The organism is Nocardia exalbida NBRC 100660 (genome assembly GCF_000308575.1).
Classification (GTDB): Bacteria; Actinomycetota; Actinomycetes; order Mycobacteriales; family Mycobacteriaceae; genus Nocardia; species Nocardia exalbida.
In genome coordinates, this window is the sequence record NZ_BAFZ01000126.1 from 84,097 (window position 1) to 105,617 (window position 21,521).

The following is a 21,521-nucleotide window of genomic DNA, read 5'->3' on the forward strand; positions in this document are numbered from 1 at the left end:
GTCCGGGCGCTACTGCGGCAGGAGTTCGAGCCGGACGCCGAGCAGACGAACCGGGCGGTCGAGGTCGAACCGTTCGATGATGCGCAGCGCGGTCTCGGCGATCCGCGCGCCGTCGATGGTCGGCTCGGGCAGTTTCTCCTGCTTGCTGCGGGTGTAGAAGGTATTGGTGCGCACCGTCACGGAAACCCGGGTGCCGATCCGGCCCGCCGCGGCCATCTCCTCGGCGACCTCGGTAGCCAGCCGTGCCACTTGCGCGCGGATCTCGCCGGGATCGGTCAGGTCGTGGGGAAACGTCTCGGACTTGCTGCGGCCCAAGGGTATTCGCGGTTCGGTGGTGACGTCCGTATCGCCTTTGCCGTGGCCGAGCACCCAGAGATACGGCCCGGTGTTCGGCCCGAATTCCGCGGCGAGACGATGGCGGTCGGCGGCCATCAGGTCGCCGACGGTCCGGATGTCCAGCTCGGCGAGCCGTGCGGCGATACGCGTGCCGATACCCCACAGCGCGTCTGTCGGGCGATGGGCCATCACTTCGGTCCAGTTCTCGGCGGTGAGCCGGAAGACGCCCGCCGCCGCGCCCGCACCGGCGTCGGGCTCGGCCGACGACTTGCCCGCCGACTTGGCGAACCCGGTCGCGAGCTTGGCGGTGAGTTTGTTGTCACCGATGCCGATCGAACAGGTCAGTTCGAGTCCGGCGATGGCGCCGCGCACCCGCTGCGCGAGGGCCTCCGGGTCGTCGGTGTCGGCGGCGAGGAACGCCTCGTCCCAGCCCCACACCTCGACCCGTCCCGGAAACGTCCGCAGCAGCGCCATGACCTCGTCCGAGGCGTCCTCGTAGGCGGTCATGTCGAGCGGAAGGAACACGCCCTCGGGGCACTTGCGCTGGGCGCTGCGCAGCGGCATCCCGGCCCGCACACCGAACGCGCGCGCCGGATAGGACGCGCAGGTCACCACCTTGCGCGGTTCGGTGGGATCGCCGTGGCCGCCGACGATGACCGGCAGTCCCCGCAGTTCCGGATGGCGGCGGAACTCCACCGCCGCCTGGAACTGGTCGAGATCGACGTGCAACAGCCATCTGGCCACACCCCGTTCTTACCCCAGTGCTGCGACATCGCGCATTGCGCGAAACACAGAACAGAACTAAATTCTGGTTATGAAGATTCGAGATCGGTTGCTGTTGGCGGCCGAGCGCCAGTTCGCCGAGCACGGTGCGCTCGACGCGACGCTGACGCAGATCCGCGCCGCGGCGGGCGCCAGCGTCGGCGCGCTCTATCACCACTTCCCGGACAAGGCCGACCTGTACCGGCAGGTGTGGGCCAACGCGCTCGCGGACTACCAGGAGCATTTCTGGGCAGCGGTCGGCGACAGCACCGACGCGCGCGCGGGCGTCACCGAGGGCGTGCGCGAGCACCTGCGGTGGGTCGGCGAGAATCAATACCGCGCAACCGTGCTCACCTCCGCGCGTCCGCCAGGGGTGCGCGAGAGCGAAAGCAATCGCCGCTTCCTTTCCGACGTGACGCGGTGGTGGCGCACGCACGCCGGATACGGGGCGGTGCGTGATCTTCCGATCGATCTGGTCTACGCGCTGTGGCTGGGCCCCGCGCAGGAATACACGCGACAGTGGCTGGGCGGCGAAATGCGCGTCGGCCCGGCCGAAGCCGCGGGCGAACTCGCCGACGCCGCCTGGCTCGCCCTCGCCGCCGATCGCACCCGAGCCGCAGCGGAGGTCTCCCGATGACGACAACCATGGCCCTAGACCTGGACAGCGCCGAGAAGATACTGGCCGCGCAGCCCTTCGCCACACTGGTGGGCACCCAGATCACCGCGTTCGGCGACGGCGCGGCCACCCTGGTCATTCCCCTCCGCCGCGAATTGACCCAGCAATTCGGTTACGTGCACGGCGGCGTGCTCGCCTACGCCGCCGACAACGCCCTCACCTTCGCCGCCGGTACGGTGCTCGGCGCGAATGTGCTCACCGGCGGTGTCACCATCACCTACCTCCGCCCCGCCGCGGGCGAGCGTTTGCGCGTCGAGGCAGCTGTCACCGGCGCGACGCGCCGCCAAGCGGTCGCCCACTGCGAGATCTACGCGGAAAGCGCGGGCCGCGAACCCGTTTTGTGTGCGGTGGCCCAGGGCACCACCCGGCTCGCGGAAGCCGATCTGGCCGGAAGCGGTACATGATCGCAACGATCCGCTCGCTGCCCGTAGATCGGCATGATTGTCCGGTGACATGAGCCGCCCCAACCGTCCGCTGCGACGAAACCGAGCGCATTATCAGCCGCGACCTATGACCGCACAGCGCCCGTCTGTCCGCCCGCTCGCAGCATGCGAACGGCCGGGCACGGAGTTTCCGTGCCCGGCCGTTCCAGCCCAGGTCAGGCAGTAGCCGCGAAGGCAGGCCCCAACGCGGGTTCGGCCACCGGTTCGATGGCGTAGGCGAGGATGTCGGCCACGTCGGCGACGGGGCGGACATCCAGCGCGGCCAGCACTTCCGCCGGGACGTCGTCCAGATCCGGCTCGTTGCGCGCCGGGATGAACACCGTCTTCAATCCGGCCCGCTGAGCGGCGAGCAGCTTCTGCTTCACGCCGCCGATCGGCAGCACCCGTCCGTTCAGCGTGACCTCACCGGTCATGCCGACGTCCGATCGCACTTGCCGTCCCAGCGCCAGCGACACCAGGGCGGTGACCATCGTGACGCCCGCGGACGGGCCGTCCTTGGGTACCGCGCCGGCCGGGAAGTGGATGTGGATATTGCGATCCAGCACCGTCGGCTCGATGCCGATCTCCTCCAGGTGCGAGCGCACGTAGGTCAGCGCGATCTGCGCGGACTCCTTCATGACGTCGCCGAGCTGGCCGGTGAGGGTCAGCGAGCGCTCACCCTCGGCGGCGTTCGCCTCGATGTAGAGGACGTCGCCGCCTGCGCCGGTCACGGCGAGACCGGTGGCCACCCCTGGGACGGCCGTGCGTTCGACCGAGTCAGGGGTGAAGCGCGGGCGACCCAGGTAGTCCTTCAAGTCGGCCAGACCGATCGTCAAGGTGTCGGTATCCACCTCGTAGCCCAGGTCCGGGTCGTAACCCGCCGCCGCGGGAACGGTTACGCGCTCGGACAGCCGGGTCGCCGCCTTGCGCAGCGCCTTGGCGATCAGTCGTTCCATCTGCCGGACGCCCGCCTCCCTGGTGTAGTTGGCGGCGATCTCGCGCAGCGCCTCCTCGCTGATCGTCACCTCCTCGGCGGTCAGCGCGTTGCGCTCCAGTTGCCGCGGCACCAGGAAGTCGCGCGCGATGGCCACCTTGTCGTCCTCGGTGTAGCCGTCGACGGTGATCAGTTCCATCCGGTCCAGCAGCGGGCCGGGGATGGTCTCCATGACGTTCGCGGTCGCGATGAACAGCACGTCGGACAGGTCGAGGTCCAGATCCAGGTAGTGGTCGCGGAAGGTGTGGTTCTGCGCCGGGTCCAGCACCTCGAGCAGGGCGGCCGCCGGGTCGCCGCGGAAGTCCGAGCCGACCTTGTCGATCTCGTCCAGCAGGACGACCGGGTTCATCGATCCGGCTTCCTTCATGGCGCGGACGATGCGGCCGGGCAGCGCGCCGACGTAGGTACGGCGGTGGCCACGAATCTCGGCTTCGTCGCGCACGCCGCCCAGGGCCACGCGGACGAACTTTCGGCCGAGTGCGCGCGCGACGGACTCACCCAGCGAGGTCTTGCCGACGCCGGGCGGGCCGACCAGCACCAGCACCGCGCCGGACCCTCGTCCGCCGACGACCTCCAGGCCGCGGGCGGCGCGGCGAGCGCGGACGGCCAGGTACTCGACCATGCGGTCCTTGACCTCGTCCAAGCCGTGGTGGTCGGCGTCCAGGACGGCGCGGGCGGCCGAGACGTCGGTGCTGTCGGTGGTCTTCACCGTCCACGGCAGCTCCAGCACGGTGTCCAGCCAGGTCCGGATCCAGCCCGATTCCGGGCTCTGATCGCTGGCGCGCTCCAGTCTGCCGACCTCGCGCAGCGCCGCCTCGCGGACGCTGCCGGGCAGATCGGCCTGCTCGACGCGGGTGCGGTAGTCGTCCGCGCCGTCCGGCTCGTCCTCGCCGAGTTCCTTGCGGATGGCGTTGAGTTGCTGGCGCAGCAGGAATTCGCGCTGGCTCTTCTCCATCCCCTCGCGAACGTCCTCGCTGATCTTCTCGCTGATCTCGGCCTCGGCGATGTGCGCTTTGGTCCACTCGATCAGGGTGGTGAGCCGCTCGGCCACTTCGGGGGTCTCGAGCAGCTCCCGCTTCTGGTCAGCGGTCAGGTACGGGGCGTAGCCGGCGGTGTCGGCGATGGCCGACGGGTCGGTCAGCTGATTGACCGCGTCGATGATCTGCCAGGCCTCGCGGCGTTGCAGCACCGAGACGACCAGCTTCTTGTACTCCGCGGCCAGTTCCTTGGTGCGGCCGTCGGGGGTGGGCGTCTCGACCGGCTCGGCCTCGACCCACAGCGCGGCGCCCGGGCCGGTGACCCCGTGCCCGATCTTGGCGCGCCGTTCGGCCTTGAGGACGGCCGCCGGGGCTCCGCCGCGCATACGGCCGACCTGTTCGATGGTGGCGACCACACCGTAGGTGGCGTAGCCCTCGTTCAACCGCGGCGCGAGCAGCACGGCTTCGGTCTTGGCGGCCTGTGCGGCATCGATCGCGGCCTGCGCCGATTCGTCCAGTTCGATGGGCACGACCATGCCCGGCAGCACGATCGGATCGGTCAGGAACAGCACCGGCAGGTTCTGTGGTGTAGTCACGTCTTCGACCCTTCCAAAAGTTGAGCGATGCCTACTCAACCCCGGGGTGCCCGGGTTTGTTCCGCCCCGACCGGTCCGTTCGCTGACGGCGAAGTCCCGCTTCGCGTTGACACCCCCTCCAAGGCAATGAGAACGTGGGGGCCTTGGTATCTCATACCGGCGGTACCGCCGGATCGGCTTAGGGAGTCCCATCGATGTCGTCGCTCGCCGCCGGCGTGTTCATCGACTGGGAGAGCTTGACCGGGCAGCCGAAGTTCGTGGTCGACCTGATCACGTTTCCGATCTTCAGCGCGCTGGCGGGCTGGCTGACCAACTGGACCGGCGTGCTGATGCTGTTCTGGCCGATCCGGTTTCGCGGCGTTCGCATTCCCGGCCTGCACGTGCTCTACCCGTACTTCCCGCGGCGGGTCCAGGTGCTGCCGACCTTTTCCGGCGACGGCCGCCGCCTCGGCTTCCAGGGCTTCATCCCGGCACGCGCGGAGAAGATGGCCAGCATCTGCGTGGACAAGGCGCTGATGCGGATCGGCAGTCCGAAGGACTTCATCCACGAACTCGATCTCGACGGTATCGCCGACTACATCGCGGTGCTGGCGCGGGAGCAGGTGCGACCGCTGGTGGACGAGCTGATGTACCGGGAGAACCCGGACCTGTGGCGCAGCGTGCCGCGCGCCGCCAAGCAGCTGATCTACCAGCGGGTGGATCGCGAACTGCCCGCCCTGTCGCGTCGCGCGTTCGCCTCGCTCGGCGACAATGTCGACCAGCTGATCGGGATCAAGGGCTTCGTGATCCGTTACCTGGAGGACAACCCGACGATCCTGAAGGACCTCACCACCACCATCGCGGCGCCCGAGCTGCGGTTCATGGTCCGTGTCGGCTTGCTCGGCGCGCCCTTCGGCGTGCTGCTGGCGCTGTACATGCATGTGCACCAGAACATTCCGGTGCTGGGCTGGGTGCCGGGCTGGGTGATCGTACTGCTCGCGTCGGCGGCGATCGGTGTGATCGTGAACGTCATCGCGGTGAAGATGGTGTTCGAGCCGGGCGATCCGCAACCGAGGTACAAGTACCTGTGGAAGCAAGCGCTGCTGGCGAAACGGCAGCCGCAGGCGGCCACCGATCTGGCGCACATCCTGGCCTACCAGGTGCTGACGCTGCCCAACTTGTCCAAGGAACTGCTGGAGGGCCCGAACGGGGACAAGACCAGGCAGTTGCTGGAGCGCTTGATCGCCGACGAGATCAATCGCCAGCTCGGCCCGACCACCACCCTGGTGCGGGCCGCCCTGGGACGCCGCCAGTTCGACAACCTCACGGTGGGCGCGGCGGGCGCGGCGGTCGGCTTGGCCCCGACCCTGGTCGAGGACGAGGAGTTCACCCGGGAGCAGGCCAAAACCATCGATGAATTCGCGGCGCGTAAGTTGCGGCGGCTCACGCCGGGGGAGTTCATGGAGATGTTCTACGCGTCCGTGGAACAGGACGCGTGGCTGCTGTATCTGCACGGCGCGGTCCTCGGGCTCGTGGTCGGAGCCGCCCACCTGGTGATTTTCGGCTGGTAGCAGGCCTGCGCCGCTCAATATAAAACAAGCGCGCTTGCCTTTTTTTGGCCTCGCTGCGATGCTGGACGCGGCGGCGCACGAGGCGGTGCGCCCGGTAGCGGCAGGGGAACTGATGGCTGACCTAGAGGCGCTGCTCGGCGACTTCGCCGACGAATGCGCGGACCTCGAACGACTCGTCGGCCCGTTGGCGCCCGAGGAGTGGGCGCGCGCCACACCCGCGCCCGGTTGGACCATCGCCCATCAGATCGGGCATCTGGCCTGGACCGACGAGATCGCGACGATCGCCACCGCGGATGCCGCGCGCTTCGGGGAGTTGCTGACCGAAGCGGGGCCCCGTGCGCTCACGTTCGTCGACGAGGCCGCCGAGAAGGCCGCGGCCGAACCGCCCGCCGATCTGCTGGATCGATGGCGGCGTGGACGCGCCTCGCTCATCGCCGCGCTGCGCGCCGCGCCTGCCGGTGTCAAGTTGCCGTGGTTCGGTCCGCCGATGAGCGCCGCGTCGATGATCAGCGCCCGCATCATGGAGACCTGGGCGCACGGGCAGGATGTGGCCGATGCCCTCGGCGTACACCGCACGGCCACGGAGCGGCTGCGCACCGTGGCTCATATCGGCGTGCGCACCAGGAACTTCGCCTACACCGTGCACGGAAAGACGCCGCCCGCGGCGGAATTCCGGGTCGAATTGACCGCACCGGATCGCACGATCTGGGGGTGGGGGCCCGAGGACGCCGAACAGCGCGTGACCGGACCGGCGCTCGATTTCTGCATGCTGGTGACCCAACGCCGCCATCCTGACGATCTGGCGCTCGTGACGCACGGCGACGACGCCGCGGAATGGCTCACTCTCGCACAGGCTTTCGCGGGTCCGACGGGTGCCGGAAGGGCAGCGGGCCAGTTCGCCTGACCCGCCTGCACCCCCGGCCCGTCGACGACGCTTCGGAGCGGGCGAGCGCCACACTTGGGTGCGCCGTGTTCATGTCGACGGCCGGACGCCGTTGGCCGGGTGTCTCGAGTGGCAGTCGAGAATGGCGCTCGCCAGCTACCCGACTATTTACCCGCCCGTGCGTTCACGGAAACATCGACGCCATGTACGGCGCGGTGACGCCTGGTATCCCATCGCGGCCACGCCGTCTTTCGCCACGCCGGCTGTGATCCTGCTCTCTTCGATGCGGCACCCCGCCCGATCCCACAGGTAATCTGAACGGGCGTACAGCTTCCCGGGGTGCTGGTCGCTGTGGGGAGCAGCGTCGCAGCGAAAGGAACGCATCGTGAAAGCACATCGACCTGCCCAGGTCGCGCGGCATGCCGCCATCGTGCTCGCCGGTGCCGCCAGCTTGAGCCTGACCGTCGTGGCGGGCGCGTATGTCGTACAGCAGATCGCCGATATGCAGCGCCCGGCGACTCGGATCGCCGCGCCGGTCACTCCGGCCGCCCCGGACGAGCCCGACCATGGCCGCCGTTACACCCCCTATCCGGTACTGACCGGCACCAGTTTCGTCCTGCCCGCGGCTGCTTCGGTTCCGCGTGCCGCCGAGCCGGAAATCACCGCGCCGCATGTAGATTCGCCTACCGCGCCGACCGCTCCCACACCTGTCGGCGGCAAGGTGCGATTCGGCGACGCCTATGTCGGCGCGCAGGTCGCCCAGGTCGAGGACGACACCGTCTCGGTCACCGTGGACACCAACGCTTTGATCATGCTGCCGGGTTACCTCCGCTCCTCCGGCCCCACGTCGGAGCTGCCGGCCGTGACCATGATGCGCACCGATCTCGATACCCACAGCGGTGAAGTGCGAATGGCGTTCTCCGATCCGCGACTGGGCGAGCACGACCTGCGCTTGAACCGGCGCGCCACGCCCGGCCCCAGCGGTGACCTCGAACAGCGGACCACCGACCGCGCACCCGCCGCCGCGCACGGCGGAGCGGATTCCACCGCCGTGTGAGCTACCGCTTACCCTGCTCGGCATGAGCGCCTACGACTTCTGCGTCATCGGCGGCGGCATCGTCGGCGTCGCGACCGCGCACCGGATCCTGGCGCGCAATCCCGGTGCGAGCCTGGTGCTGCTGGAGAAAGCCCAGCGGCTCGCCGCCCATCAGACCGGCCACAACAGCGGAGTCATCCACTCCGGCATCTACTATCCGCCCAGCAGCCTGAAGGCCACGCTGTGCCGCCGGGGCGCTCGCTGGACCAAGGAATTCGCGGCCGCCCACGACATTCCTTACCGCGTCTGCGGAAAACTACTGGTCGCCACGGACGACGCCGAATACGGACGCATGCTCGCGCTGCACGAACGCTCGATCACCAACGGTGTGGCCGTCGAACTGATCGACGCCGCGGAGCTCACGCGGCGGGAACCGCGCGTCACCGGCGTGGGGGCCCTCTTCGTCCCCGACACCGGCATCGTCGACTTCACCCGGGTGACCGAAGCGCTCGCCGAGGAAGTCCGCAGCGCGGGTGGTGAATTCGTGCTGGGCGCCGAGGTCGCCACCCTCACCGAGACTTCGGATACCGTGACCGCCGCGGGACCGGCCGGTTCGTGGACGGCTCGCCGCGCGGTGGTCTGCGCGGGCCTGCAAGCCGACCGGATGGCGCGGGCGGCCGGACTGCGCACCGACTTTCGCGTCGTTCCATTCCGCGGCGAGTACTACCAGCTGCCGCAGGAGCGAAACGGGCTGGTCAGCACATTGATCTATCCGATCCCGGATCCCGGATTGCCGTTCCTCGGCGTGCATTTGAGCCCGACGATCGACGGAGCGCTGACCGTGGGGCCGAACGCCGTGCTCGGACTGTCGAGGGAGGGCTACCGCAAAGGCAGTGTCGACCTGCGGGACGCGCGGGAAGTGCTCGGATTCGCCGGATTCCATCGCGTCGCCAAGGCGAATGTGCGCACCGGTCTGCGGGAACTGCGCAACTCGCTGTTCAAACGTGGATACCTCGAGCAGTGCCGCCGCTACTGTCCGGAGCTGACGCTCGCCGATCTGCGGCCCCGCGAGGCGGGCATTCGCGCCCAGGCGGTGCTGCGGGACGGAACGCTGGTGCACGACTTCATGATCGAGCGCACCGAGCGCTCGGTTCATCTGCTCAACGCCCCCTCACCTGCGGCGACCTCGGCCATGCCGATCGCGGAGCACCTCGTCGACCAGCTCTGAGGACGCTGCGAACGACTTTTCTCCCAAGCAACCATTCGGTCGCAACCTGGCGAAATAACGGACGAAATCCCGCAGAGCCCTCGAATAAAGAGGAGAGCTGTAGTACTTTTGACGCCAGTCGTGGGACAGGGAGGGCCTATGGGCCACATCAAGTACGCGAGTGACGTCGGAGCGCCCGTCGAGGTCGCTTTCAGCTATACGGACAACCATCTGTTCGTACCGGATTGGATGTTCGGCATCGCGGACTTCGTACCGACCGGCGACCAGGACCGCGGACTCGGCGCGGTCTTCGCCACCACCACCCGCTTCGCGATCTGGCAACCGACTTCCACCTGCGAGATCACCGAACACCGCCACAACGCGGTGATCGGGTACACGCTGCGCGGACGGTTCTCCGGCACGCTGCGGCTGCGCTTCGACCCACTCGGTTACGGGCGCTCGGTGCTGACCTCCGAGGCGGAGTACAGTCCACCTCGCGGAGTGGTCGGGCGCCTGAGCACCGGCTTGGTGGACGCCGCGGTCAAATCGGCGCTGCGGCGTACGGAGGCCCGGTTACGGAGGGAGATAGAGGAATTCCACGGTACCGATCTTGTCGGTCGGATTGCGTAGGGTGCCACCCATGATCATCGTGAGCACCGACGGATCCTGCCTCCGCAATCCCGGCGGCGCCATCGGCTGGGCTTGGGTCAATCATCAGGGCTCCTCTGCCAGCGGGGAGCCGCGTCCGGAACCAACCAGGTCGCGGAGTTGCGCGCGGTGCTGGAGGCGATCGTCGCCCATCCAGGGTCCGAACCCCTGCTCATCGAGAGCGATTCGCTCTACGCGATCAAATGCGCTTCGGAATGGGTGTCGGGCTGGCGGCTCAACGGCTGGCGCACATCCACCGGTGGCGCGGTGAAGAATGTCGAACTCGTCCGACAGATCGATCGGGCCATCTCGAGCAGGCCGGGGCCGGTCCGCTTCCGTTGGGTCCGTGGTCATGTCGGCAACTACTTCAACGAGCAAGCCGACGCGCTGGCCGGAGAAGCGGCTCGGCAGGCCGCGGTCACCGCGGCCGTCGCCGAGGCGAACACCGTGGAAATGCTCGCGGTGACTGTGGAGGAAGCGTCGACGGCGCCGGAAGCGCCGAAAGACGAGGCCGCGGGGAAGGCGGCCGCGCCGTCGGCGCCACAGGCTTTGACGCTGTTCTGACCGCCGGATCGTCGCAGGCCGCCCGAATGACCTCCGGCGGTGGTGGCTCGGCCCACCGCCGGAGGCGCTCGGCTAGTTACCCGGCTGCGGTGCGGGCTGACCGGAGGGCGCCTGCTGCGGCGCGCCCGGAGCGGGAGCGCCGGGCAGACCGGTACCGGCACCCTTCAGCATCGGCGAATCGAGCTTCTCGACCAGCCACTTGTCACCGGACTTCTGCAGCTGGGCGATCACCACGACGAACTGCCGCTCGGGGTTGGCCTGGGTGAAGTTGGTCCGATACTGCGTGAGGGTCACCAGCACCTTGGCCGAGGTCTTGTCACCGGCCTGGTAGCCGCACTGCACATCGTCGGCCCAGGACTTGACCTGTGCCTGCACCATGGCGTCTTTCAGCGCCTTGGTCGCGTCGTCGAACTCCTTGAGGAACTCGCCCGTCGAGCCCGCCTTCACCGTGGTGAAGTAGTCGTCCAGGTTCTTCGAGTAGTCGTAGACCGAGACGTCTTTGCCGAATGTGCACGCGGCGCTCGTGGAGTCGCGGATCGCGTCGAGCTTGTCGCCGCGATCCTTGCCCTGCAGGAAGAACACCACCACCGCGGTGATCGCGGCGACCGCGAGCACGCCGGCCACGAACGCGGCCACCAGCGGAATCGAGGTGGACTTGCCGGACGGTGCGGAGGCCGCCGCCTTGGGCGAGTCGCTCTTCGCGGCCGGCTTCGCGTCGGCCTCGGCCTTGTCTGCCTTCTCCGCCTCGGACAGCTCGGGCTTCGCCGCGCCTGCGGCGTCCTCCGACTTCCCGGAGACCGCGTCGGTGCCCTTGTCGGAGGTGGCGGCCGTGGTCTCGGCGTCCTTGTCGGTCTCGGCGTCGTCGGTAGACATCGATAGAACCTGCACTTTCCCGGCGCGCATCGGTGCGCACCGATTGGCTTCAGCGGCCCGCGGCAGCGAACCTTACGCGTTTCACCGGCGAGTATGCCCGCCCGACGGGAGGACAGCCGGGCCGGGTACGACTCACCGCACCGGAGGCAGGGTCCGCTCGTTCGGATCCACACCCGGCGGCATGTGCGCGCCGTTGTTGGGCACGTCGGGCCGCGGCGCGTTGGCGGCACCACGGATCTGCTGACCCGGCGGCGGGTTCTCGCAGTAGTTCCACATCGGGATCGTGCCGTCCTGCACGACCTCGTTGCGCATCTTCGGAGTGTTGTAGGTGCAGAATGGCCGCGGCCAGATGTCGATCATCGCGTGGAACTCGCCGTCGTGCGCCGGGACGCCGAGCGCCTCGCCACCGAGCGCGAGCGAGGGGAACAGCGCGCGCAGCGCGGGCAGCCGCAGCTGCGCCGCCTTCGTGATGGCCTGGAAGTTGGTCGCCAGGCTGGTGATCGGATCGGCCGTCCGGTCCACCACCGCGCCGAGGCTGGTGAGCTGGCCCGGCGCCTGGTCCAGCACGCGCTGCAATTCCGCGTTCGCGTTGTTGAACTGCTCGAACAGCACGCCGGAGTTGCGGGTCAGCGTGGCCAGATCGGGCTGTGCGTTGGACGTGGTGCTCGCGATGGTGCGCAGATTGGTGATCAGGTTCGTGGTCTGCGGCAGCAACGAGTCCAGGCCCGCCGTCGCCAGGCTGATCCCGTTGACCAGGCCGCGCAGCTGATCCGGGCCGCCGCTGAGCGCGATGTCCAGCTCGTTCAGGATGACCTGGAAGTGCTCCGGGTTGATCTGCGCGATCAGGGCGCTGGAGTTGTCCAGCACCGACCACACCGGCGTGGGCGTGTGGATCCTGTCCGGATCGAACTTGATCACCGCGCCGTTGGCCAGAAACGGCCCCTTTTCGGCATTCGGCCGGAAGTCGATGTACTGCTCACCCGCGCCCGACAGGGCCTGCACCGCGATCTGCGTGTCCACCGGGATCTTGTACTTCGACTCGATCTGCGCGGTGGCAGCGATGGCCTGGCCGCGATCGGACAGCTCGATCGATGTCACCTTGCCGATGCGCCACCCGCGCAACGTCACGTCGTTGCCGGGTTGCAGACCACCGGAACGATCCAGATTCACCGTGACGGTGTAGTCGGACCGCAGCGGGTTCACCCGCATGACGTTCAGCAGCAGGTACGTCGCGCCGACCAGCAGCACGAGCACCAGGCCCACGTTCGACAGGAAGATCTTGCTTCCGAACAGTTTGCGCGCCGAGGTCATCGCTGTCCTCCCACCCGGCCCTGCACCAATTGCAGCACCTGGATCAGGCTGCCCGCGAAGTCCTGCAGGTCGTTGAGGTCCTGGAGCTTGCCGTGCTGCGGATCGGTGAGCGCGCTGATGTCGAGGTTGGTCGCGGTCGCGTACACCGCGAAGCTGCTGCCGCGGAAGGTCGCGTCGACCTTCGGCCGCAGCACCCGTAGTCGATCGAGCAGGACGCCGAAGCCGTCACCGGTCTTGGCTATCGCGTCCATCAGCTGGTGGGTGTTCTCCAGCAGCCCGTTCAAGCTCTCGGTCGAGGTGTTCGCGTAATCGCCGAGGGCGGCACTGGCGGTGGACAACTTGGCGAGCAGATTGCCGAGGGCCCGGTTGTTCTCGGCGATGGCGCCGATCATCTGCGGCAGCGTGTCGGCCACCTCGCCGAGTTCCGACCGCCTGCCCTCGATGGTGTTGGCGAGGGTGCTGAACTCACCGAGCACACTGTCCACCCGGGCGGAGTTGTTGTTCAGACTGCCGACCACGCCGGTCATCTCGGTGATCAGGTGGGCGAGCTGCTCGCCGCGGCCGCCGACGATGGAGTCCAGCTCGGAACCCAGCTTGGACAGGCTGGCGATGCCGCCGCCGTTGAACAGCATGGAGACGGAGATGAGCAACTGTTCGACGGTCGCGCCCGCGGAGGTGCTGTCGAGGGTGAGCGTGTCACCGTCGTGCAGCATGTCCGCGCCGGGTTCGGTCTTGGGCTTGGACACCGCGACGAACACATCACCCAGCGGGGTGGCCTGACGCAGTTCCGCCGTGCTGCCCTTGGGCAACTCGATGTCCTTGCGGATGGTCAAGTCCACGACGGCCTGGAAGTTCTTGGTCTTGATGTCGGTGACCACGCCGACATCCGAACCACCGATCTTCACCTTCGCCTGGTCGGGCAGGTTCAGCGCGTTCTCGAAGACCGCGTGGATCGTGTAGGTCTCCCCGCCCTGACCCGGTTTCGGCAACGGCAGCTTCTCCACCGTGAGCCCGCAGCCGGAGGTGACCGCCACACCGGCTACCGCGGCGACGGCGACCAGCGTCCCCTGTGTGCCTTGATCGTCATTCGGTACGTCATTTCGTCAGTCCGAGCAGTGCGGCGGTGAGCCCGTAGTCGGGTCCGAAGTCCTGCATGTTTCCGGTACGGCAGCCGTCGGCCTTCATCTGGATGCGCTCACAGAACAGGCTGACGATCTCACCCGACAGCGCGGTGCCGATCACCGCGTGCAGCCGGACGTACCCGTGCTCGCGGTTGATGATGTTGTCGACGTTCTGCATGACCATCGGTGCCAGGTCGGCGACTTCGGTGAGGCCGTAGGCGTTGTCGCGCAACTGCTGGGTCACGTTGGTCAGACCGGTCATCGTGCCGGACAACTGGCTCTCGTACTGCGTGAACGTGGTGCTGGTGTTGCGCAGGAAGGCGAGGAGTTGATCGAGCGTGGCCTGGAGACCGGGCGCTTGATCGGCGAGCAGGCCGGTCATCTGGGTCACCCGGTTGCTGAAATCGCGCACCGACTGGTCGTTGTCGGCCAGCATGGTGGTGAGGTCGTTCAGCTTGATGATGATGCTGGAGATCGCGTCCTTGTTGTCCACACCGACCTTCAGCGCGCTGGACAGCGCGTTGAGGGTGTCACGGATCTTCTCGCCGTTGCCGTTGAGCATCGGGTAGAGCACCCGGCCCGACAGCGGGCCGATGCCCTCCTGGCCCGGCTCCGGCTTCAGCGCGGCGGCGAACTGATCGATGGTCTTGATCATCGTGTCCAGCTCGACCGGCGTCTTGGTCCTGGCCTTGGGCAGGTGCGCGCCGTCGGCCAGGGTCGCACCACCGGTGTAGACCGGGGTGAGTTCGATGTGCCGGTCGGTCACGATGGACGGCGAGATGATCGCGGCGATGGCGTCCTTCGGGATCTTCACGTCCTTGTCGATGGACATGTGCACCTCGATCAGGGTGCCTTTGGGGACGATCTTGTCGACCTTGCCGACGTCGAGCCCGAGCACCGTGATCGGATTGCCCTCGTAGATGCCCGCGATGTTGTCGAAGTCCGCGGTGAACTGCAGGGTGGTGCCCAGCGCGTTGTTCACCGAACTCGGCAGCAGCGAACAGCTGCCGATCGTGAGCGCGGCGGCGCTGATCATGAACGCCTTCGCGACGGTCCTCAGCGGAAAGCCCGTGCGGAATCTCATCCCTGGCACCCCTCGATGACTTGGGCGAAGCACAACCAGTTGTCCGGGAACAGCCACGGCAGGCCGACATCGCCGTATGGACCGCTGCCGCCCCAGGAGTTCGCCAGGTAGCGCAGGGTCGGCGGCATGATCGACAGCATCCGATCCAGGTTGTCCTTGTTCTTCTGCAGGCCCTCGGCCATGGTGTTCAGCTGCTGGATGGTCGGGCCGAGCTGATCGTTGTTCTCTGCGCCGATCGCCTCCAGCTGCTTGGTCAGCGCGGCGACGTTGTCCAGCAACTGGCGCAGCAGTGCCTGGCGCTCCATCACCCGATTGGCGATGGCCTCACCCTGGGTGATCACCAGCAGGATGCTGTTGCGGTTGTCGCCGAGGATCCGGGTGACCCGGTCCAAGTCCTTCAGCAGGGTGTCCACCTCGGCCTTGCGGCTGTCGATCACCTTGGCCAGCGCGCCGACGCTGTCCAGCGCCTGGGCGGTGAGCTGGGGCGAGCCGTTCATCTGCTCGTTGATCAGGTTCAGCGAGTCGGCCAGCTTCTTGGTGTCGAGCGCTTCGAACTTCGGCGTGCCGACCTGCACGACGTCGGCCAGGTTGTACGGCACCGTGGTGTTGGACACCGGGATCCGCTTGCCCTTCAGGCCCGAACCGTCGCCCGGCTCGAGGTCGACGTACCTGGCACCGAGCAGCGTGGCCATCTTGATCGATGCGCGCGCGTCCGGGCCGAGTTTCACGTCGTCGCTGACGCTCAGCGTAAGCAGCACGTGACTGCCCTCGAGTTCGGCGTCGACCACCCGCCCGGAGGACACCCCCGCGATGTTCACCTTGTCGCCGACCCGGATACCTGCGGCCTGCACGAACTCGGCCTTGATCGACTGCTCGCCGACGCCGAGGAGCTTGTAGACGCTGGACACCACCAGCAGCACGACGATGAGGACACCGCCGATGACGCCCAACCAGAAGAACCGGTTGCTTTCGAACCTGGACCTGAGTTTCGTCATCATGGGCGGCACACCGCCGAGTGCGAGGTGCCACCGATCTGCGAGAACAGACCGCGGGGAAAGAGGACACCGTAGAGCGACAAGTCCAGCCCGCACAGGTAGGCGTTGGCGTAACCGCCCTCCGAGGTGTGCCTACCCGCCGCGGACAGGACGTTCGGCAGGTCGATCGCCGCTTGATCGAGCTTGGCGCCGTTGTCCAGCAACAGCGTCAACGCGGCGCTGGTGGAGTTCTGGGCGGTGCGCAGGCTCGGCTGGATCCGGTCCATCATGCCGACCAGCGACGTGGTCGCGGACGCGATCTGCTCGGTCGAGCCGAGCAACGACTGCCCTTGTTCGTACAGCCCGCCGATCAAGGCCCGGGTCTGGGTCACCAGGGTCTCCAATTCATCACCTCGTTTCGCCAACCCCGACATCACGCCCGAGAGGTTGGTGATCACATCGGACAGGATCGCGTCCCTGCGCTGGAAGTCGGTGGCCAGCTGGGCGGCCTGCACGATGAACGCGCTCAACGAGACGCCGTCGCCCTGCAATGCCTGGATGAAGGTCTCCGACAGCCGGTTGACCTGCTCGGGCTGCAACACCTGGAACAGCGGCTGGAATCCGTTGAGCAGACCGGACACATCGAACGACGGCTCGGTCCGATCGATCGGGATGGAACCGTTGTTCTTCAACGGCGCCGGGCTCGACGCCTTGCCTGGAGCCAGGGCCACGTACCGCTGACCGATCAGGTTCTGGTAGCGGACCAGCGCTTTGGTGTCGTTGTAGATCGTCTGGTCGCGCTGCACGACGAAGGTGACCTTCGCGACCGACTTCTTCAGATTCGCGTCGCGGCCCCGCTCGATCTTCTCGACCTTGCCCACCCGCACGCCCGCCATGCGGACGTCGTCGCCCTCGTGCAAACCGAGCACGTCGGAGAACGTCGCGGAGTAGGTGTAGGTGTCCCCGTTGACAATGCGCGCCAGCGTGTTCCACACCACCACCGTGACCAGAATCGACACGATGGCGAAGATGGTGAAGCCGATGAGCGGCTTGCGAATGCTCATCGTCCGGCACCGTTGTCGGACACCTGCATGGTTCCGCCCTTCAGAATCGAGCTCAGCAGCAGATATTCGGCGGTGGTCGGCTTGCGGCCGAGCAGCGCGGGGATCGCCGAGTCACCCCGGTAGGAGATCGGCGCCGCCGAGGGGGTGCCTTCGGGCGCGGCGGCCGGCGCGACGGGCGCCGGAGCCGCGGCAGGCGGAAGCAGACCCTGCGGCAGCATCGGGAACAGGCCTTCGAGCGGAGTGCCCGCGAACGGAGCGGGTGCACCGCCGGTGGGAGCGGCCGCGGTGGCGCGGTTCGGGTCCGGAGTGGTCACGCCGGGGATCAGCGGCAGGCCGGGCATCGGCACGACCGGGGGAAGCCCGGCAGCCGAGGCGAGCGCGCGCGGCTTCAGCTGTTCGGGCAGCTCGCCGACGTCGGCGACGGCGGGAGCGGTGAAGCAGCTCGGCCCGACCATGTCGCCGTAGCGCGGGCAGTCGGCCACGGTGTAGGGCCGGTACGGCGTGAGGGTGATGCCCGCGTCCCAGACCTGCTGCTTCTGCGGGCCCCACTTGAACGTGGTGTCCATCCGGCGCATGGTCTCACTGAGGTTCAGCAGGCTCCTGGTGATCGCGTCCGGGTCCGCGGCGAGTGCGCCGAACATGTCGTTCGTGCCCGCGGTGACCTCGATGCCGACGTTCGGGTTGCGGGCGAACAGGTCGTTGACCGTGTCGATGGTGCCCGAGGTACCGGTGATCAACGCGACCAGCTCGCCGCGGCGGTCGGCGATGGTGCGCGCGGTCTGCACCGAGGTGCCGAGCACGTCGACCAGCTCGGGTGCGGACTGGTTGAGCGCGTTGAACGAGGCGGAGAAGTCACCCAGCAGCGCACCGAGATCGGGAATCGACTCGTCCACGGCCAGCAGCCAGCGGTCCAGCCGCTCGACGGTGGAGCCGGGCACCCGGCCGCTGCCGTCCAGCGCCTGCGACAGGGTGCCCAGCACCCGGCCGAACTGCACCGGATCGATCTTGTCGAGGATGTTGCGGACCGTGGTGAGCGTGTCCTGCAACGCGATGGTTCCCTTGCTGCGGTCTTCCTCGATGACCGAACCCTCGTGCAGGTACTGGTCGGCGGGGCCGTTGAAGACGAGTTCGACGGAGGTGACGGCGAACAGATTGCTCGGCACCACGCGAGCGGTCACGTTGGCCGGGATGTCGTCGGCGAACTCCGGCTTCATCTCGATCCGGACCTTCTGCAGTTCGCCTTTGGCCGCGATGTCGACGGTCTTCACCGCGCCGACGAGCACGCCGCGGAACTTGACGTCGGCCTGCTCGGGCAGACCGTCACCCGTTGTGGTCAGGTTCGCGGTGACGTTGACCTTCTCCTGGAAGAACCCTTTGTAGCGCAGCATCAGGAAGCTCAGCACCAGCGCGAACACGACCAGACCGCACACGCCCGCGATGAACAGCTGCCGCATCGTGGGCCCGCGCCCACTGGGATCGATGATCATCTGGTGTCTACCCCGAGATCCGGATGCCGGGGTTGATGCCCCAGATCGCCAATGTCATGAACAGGTTCGCGAAAACGACCGCGATGATGCACATCTTGATCGCGCGGCCCGCGGCCACGCCGACGCCCTCGGGGCCACCGGAGGCGAAGAAGCCGTAGTAGCACTGGATGAACGTGGTGATCGCGACGAACAGGATCGCCTTGATCAGCGAATAGACGACGTCGGCCGGGACGAGGAACTGATAGAAGTAGTGCTGGTAGGTGCCCACGGCGGTACCGCCGATCAGCTGCACGGTCAGCGAGCAGGACACGTAGGCCATCGTGAGGCCCAGGCAGTAGAGCGGGATGATGGCGATCATCGCCGCGAACATCCTGGTGCTGATCAGGTAGGGCAGCGGCCGGATGGCGATGGACTCCAGCGCGTCGATCTCCTCGGAGATGCGCATGGCGCCGAGCTGCGCGGTGAACCGGCAGCCCGCCTGAGCGGCGAAGGCCAGCGTGGCGAGCAGCGGGCCGAGTTCGCGAGTCGTGGCGAACGCCGAGATCGCGCCGGTGATCGGGCTCAGGCCGAGCAGGTTCAGCGAGTTGTAACCCTGGATGCCGACGGTCATGCCGCCGAAGGCGCTCAGAATGACGACGACGCCGATGGTGCCGCCGCCGACGACGAGATTGCCGTTGCCCCAGGTGACGTCGGAGAGCAGGCGCCACACTTCCTTGGGGTAGTGCTTGAGCGCCAGCGGAATCGAGCCGATCGAGCGCAACAGGAAGAACACCTGGTGGCCGAGCCTGGCGAGCCAATCGACCGGCGCCTGGGCCGATTTCCGGATCGTCTGGAGAGGCCGCAGCAGCGGCGGTACATAGGTTGATGACACCGGCTCAGACCACCTGTGACGGGAATAGTGCGTTGTAAACCTGGGTGATGATGAGGTTCACCCCGAACAGCATGATGGTGGAGCCCACCACCGCGGAATTCACCGAGTTCGCGACACCGCCGGGACCACCGCGGGTGTTCAATCCGGTATCGCAGGCGATGATTGCCGCCAGCAGGCCGAAAATCAGCGATTTCACCAGTGCGACAAGAAGATCGGTGGTCACGGCGAACGACGAGAAGGTGCCGACATAGGAGCCCGGCGTGCCGTTCTGCGCGAATATATTGAAGATATAGCCGGTCAGGAATCCCACGAAGACGACGAAGCCGCACAGCAGCACGCTCACCAGCATCGCCGCGCCGAGCCGCGGAGCGACCAGCCTGCGCATGGGGTCGACGCCCATGACCTTCATGGCGTCGATCTCCTCGCGGATGGTGCGCGAGCCGAGATCGGCGCAGACCGCGGAGCCGACGGCGCCCGCGATCATCAGCGAGGTGACCAGCGGGGCGCCCTGCTGGATGATGCCGAGGCCGTTGGCCGCGCCGATGAACGAGGTGGCGCCGACCTGGCCGGCGACCGATCCGACCTGGATGGAGACGATGACGCCGATCGGGATGGCGACGAGCAGCGTCGGCGCCGCGGAGACGCTGGCCATGAACGCGCACTGCCGGACGAACTCGGCGAAGGGGAAGCGCCTGCGGAAAATCGAGACGAACAGTTCGGCGACAGCCGCGAAGCCCATCGTGATCTGCCTGCCGAAGGTCTCCAGCGAACGCTTCGGATGATCCTGCCAGTAAGACCTCGTCCAATCGGCCGCGCCACTGAACCGTGACCCTGATGGTGGACTCTCGGTCGACTGCACTGGCTAATCCTCCTCGACGCCGGTTGGCTGCCCCGGCGACTCGTTTGCTTGACGCACCTTACTACGGAGTAGTGCAGAACACACCATCCCCTTGTGATCGCAGTCATAGATGTCCCTCACCGCTGCCGGAAAGCAATGGTTAAGCCGTGGAACATTGGGAACGACCCCAAAGACGGCGGCCCGAGCTCTGGCACAACCTACAGCCCAGCTGCGCGAATCCGGGATCCACAACGGCGATTCGGCTAATTTCCTCGGATAATTCTCATCGAAAATCCGATTTGTTTCCGGAGACCAACACAACGGCTCCTTACTATCACTCGGACACTAACGTCCACAGGCTTTTCACAATTGTGATAGCCGAATGCTATTAGGCGCGTAAGATACATTCCATCTCAGTTGTACGAAATAGGGTTGAAGCGCGGAGCAGTGGGGACAACCCCGTAGTGGTGACGCGCCCGAGATCGTTTACTGACACGATGGGTGCGACAGATTGATATCGTGCGGGCTTCCGACGTCTGGAGGGACATGTTCAGCAAACTCGCCAAGGTGGCCAACGCCGCCTTCGCCGTCGCCCTGGGCGCGGCGCTGCTCGGCACGGGCACAGGGGCCGCGAACGCCCAAACGGGCCCGCCGGTGTTGGGCGGTGGATCCGGCATCATCATCGACAACCAGTTCGAGTGCACGGTCACGACTGTCGGCCACGACAACGCGGGACGTCTGGTCGGCTTGACCGCGGGCCACTGCGGCGACCCGGGCGCGCAGGTCTACGCCGAAGCCGATCGGGAGGCGGGCGTGATCGGCCGGTTCGCCTACTCCAACCACGACCTGGACTACGCCGTCATCCAGTTCGATCCGGGCAAGATCACCCCGGTGAACCGGATCGGCAATGTCACCATCACCGGGCTGGGCGCACCGGCCAACTTCCCGCAGATCGTGTGCAAGGAAGGGCGCACCACCGGCAACACCTGTGGTATCGCCTGGGGTGACGTCTTCCGGACGAACGTCGAGACCTGGAGCCAGATGTGCGTGGTGGAAGGCGACTCCGGTGCGCCGGTGGTCGTCGGGACGACGCTGGTGGGCATGGTGAACGCCTATCTGGCCCTCGCGTGCTTCGGTCCTGAGGTCGGTACCAACATGAGCGCCATCGTGGCCGACATCAACGCCCGCGGCGGCGTCGGCACGGGTTACGTCCCGATCTGAGCGGACCACACTTTCGACTTGCGGCC

19 protein-coding genes and 1 pseudogene are annotated in these 21,521 nt (G+C 67.2%); 9 read left to right on the forward strand and 11 right to left on the reverse strand.

Annotation, left to right across the window (positions count from 1 at the left end; all coding sequences use genetic code 11):
* Positions 1–9 precede the first annotated feature (9 nt).
* Positions 10–1,080 (reverse strand): DNA polymerase IV, encoded by a 1,071-nt coding sequence (locus ON29_RS29330; RefSeq protein ID WP_040871262.1) that lies wholly within the window; start codon positions 1,078–1,080, stop codon positions 10–12.
* A gap of 70 nt (positions 1,081–1,150) precedes the next feature.
* Between ON29_RS29330 and ON29_RS29335 the strand changes: the two genes are divergently transcribed.
* Positions 1,151–1,735 (forward strand): TetR/AcrR family transcriptional regulator, encoded by a 585-nt coding sequence (locus tag ON29_RS29335; protein WP_040871264.1) that lies wholly within the window; start codon positions 1,151–1,153, stop codon positions 1,733–1,735.
* The gene (locus ON29_RS29340) at positions 1,732–2,178 is read left to right on the forward strand and encodes a PaaI family thioesterase (protein WP_040871265.1); all 447 of its coding nucleotides are present in this window, start codon (positions 1,732–1,734) and stop codon (positions 2,176–2,178) included. Before ON29_RS29335 ends, ON29_RS29340 begins: the two co-directional genes overlap by 4 nt.
* Positions 2,179–2,372: 194 nt before the next feature.
* On the opposite strand, the gene lon is transcribed toward ON29_RS29340, so the two are convergent.
* Complete coding sequence (lon, locus tag ON29_RS29345) at positions 2,373–4,703, reverse strand: endopeptidase La (RefSeq protein ID WP_051175719.1); 2,331 nt, start codon at positions 4,701–4,703, stop codon at positions 2,373–2,375.
* A 254-nt stretch (positions 4,704–4,957) separates the two neighbouring features.
* Between lon and ON29_RS29350 the strand changes: the two genes are divergently transcribed.
* The 6 genes and pseudogenes from ON29_RS29350 to ON29_RS29375 all read left to right on the forward strand — a co-directional run bounded on the left by ON29_RS29350 (position 4,958) and on the right by ON29_RS29375 (position 10,651).
* Positions 4,958–6,313, forward strand: a complete 1,356-nt coding sequence (locus ON29_RS29350) for a DUF445 domain-containing protein (protein ID WP_040871268.1) — start codon at positions 4,958–4,960, stop codon at positions 6,311–6,313.
* 112 nt (positions 6,314–6,425) lie between these two features.
* Positions 6,426–7,217 (forward strand): TIGR03084 family metal-binding protein, encoded by a 792-nt coding sequence (locus tag ON29_RS29355; protein ID WP_040871349.1) that lies wholly within the window; start codon positions 6,426–6,428, stop codon positions 7,215–7,217.
* 364 nt (positions 7,218–7,581) lie between these two features.
* A complete protein-coding gene (locus ON29_RS29360) occupies positions 7,582–8,253 on the forward strand; it encodes a hypothetical protein (RefSeq protein ID WP_157172940.1) in 672 nt (223 codons plus the stop codon).
* Between the two features lie 22 nt (positions 8,254–8,275).
* Positions 8,276–9,460, forward strand: a complete 1,185-nt coding sequence (gene lhgD, locus ON29_RS29365) for an L-2-hydroxyglutarate dehydrogenase (RefSeq protein ID WP_040871271.1) — start codon at positions 8,276–8,278, stop codon at positions 9,458–9,460.
* A gap of 138 nt (positions 9,461–9,598) precedes the next feature.
* Positions 9,599–10,069 (forward strand): SRPBCC family protein, encoded by a 471-nt coding sequence (locus ON29_RS29370; protein WP_040871272.1) that lies wholly within the window; start codon positions 9,599–9,601, stop codon positions 10,067–10,069.
* 10 nt (positions 10,070–10,079) lie between these two features.
* Positions 10,080–10,651, forward strand: a pseudogene (locus ON29_RS29375) (ribonuclease H family protein).
* Positions 10,652–10,723: 72 nt separating this feature from the next.
* On the opposite strand, the gene ON29_RS29380 reads toward ON29_RS29375, so the two are convergent.
* From ON29_RS29380 to ON29_RS29420, 9 genes are all read right to left on the reverse strand, one after another.
* A complete protein-coding gene (locus ON29_RS29380) occupies positions 10,724–11,524 on the reverse strand; it encodes a hypothetical protein (protein ID WP_040871273.1) in 801 nt (266 codons plus the stop codon).
* Between the two features lie 132 nt (positions 11,525–11,656).
* Positions 11,657–12,835 carry an MlaD family protein gene (locus tag ON29_RS29385; protein ID WP_040871275.1) on the reverse strand — a complete coding sequence of 393 codons (1,179 nt, stop codon included), beginning with the start codon at positions 12,833–12,835 and terminating at the stop codon, positions 11,657–11,659.
* On the reverse strand, positions 12,832–13,869 hold the full coding sequence (locus ON29_RS29390; RefSeq protein WP_245549233.1) for an MCE family protein: 1,038 nt from the start codon (positions 13,867–13,869) through the stop codon (positions 12,832–12,834). The genes ON29_RS29385 and ON29_RS29390 overlap by 4 nt, the downstream gene beginning before the upstream one ends.
* Positions 13,870–13,930: 61 nt before the next feature.
* Positions 13,931–15,040: an MlaD family protein gene (locus ON29_RS29395; protein ID WP_040871278.1), complete on the reverse strand. Its 1,110-nt coding sequence runs from the start codon at positions 15,038–15,040 to the stop codon at positions 13,931–13,933.
* Entirely contained in the window at positions 15,037–16,038 is a 1,002-nt protein-coding gene (locus ON29_RS29400) for an MCE family protein (RefSeq protein WP_373283939.1), read from the reverse strand. The genes ON29_RS29395 and ON29_RS29400 overlap by 4 nt, the downstream gene beginning before the upstream one ends.
* Positions 16,035–17,078, reverse strand: a complete 1,044-nt coding sequence (locus ON29_RS29405; protein WP_040871280.1) for an MCE family protein — start codon at positions 17,076–17,078, stop codon at positions 16,035–16,037. Before ON29_RS29405 ends, ON29_RS29400 begins: the two co-directional genes overlap by 4 nt.
* Positions 17,075–18,565 (reverse strand): MCE family protein, encoded by a 1,491-nt coding sequence (locus tag ON29_RS29410; RefSeq protein ID WP_040871282.1) that lies wholly within the window; start codon positions 18,563–18,565, stop codon positions 17,075–17,077. Before ON29_RS29410 ends, ON29_RS29405 begins: the two co-directional genes overlap by 4 nt.
* 7 nt (positions 18,566–18,572) lie before the next feature.
* Positions 18,573–19,436, reverse strand: a complete 864-nt coding sequence (locus ON29_RS29415; protein ID WP_040871284.1) for an ABC transporter permease — start codon at positions 19,434–19,436, stop codon at positions 18,573–18,575.
* Between the two features lie 4 nt (positions 19,437–19,440).
* Positions 19,441–20,295: an MlaE family ABC transporter permease gene (locus tag ON29_RS29420; RefSeq protein WP_040871285.1), complete on the reverse strand. Its 855-nt coding sequence runs from the start codon at positions 20,293–20,295 to the stop codon at positions 19,441–19,443.
* A 525-nt stretch (positions 20,296–20,820) separates the two neighbouring features.
* On the opposite strand from ON29_RS29420, the gene ON29_RS29425 reads away from it, so the two are divergent.
* Entirely contained in the window at positions 20,821–21,495 is a 675-nt protein-coding gene (locus tag ON29_RS29425) for a S1 family peptidase (protein WP_040871286.1), read from the forward strand.
* Positions 21,496–21,521 lie beyond the last annotated feature (26 nt).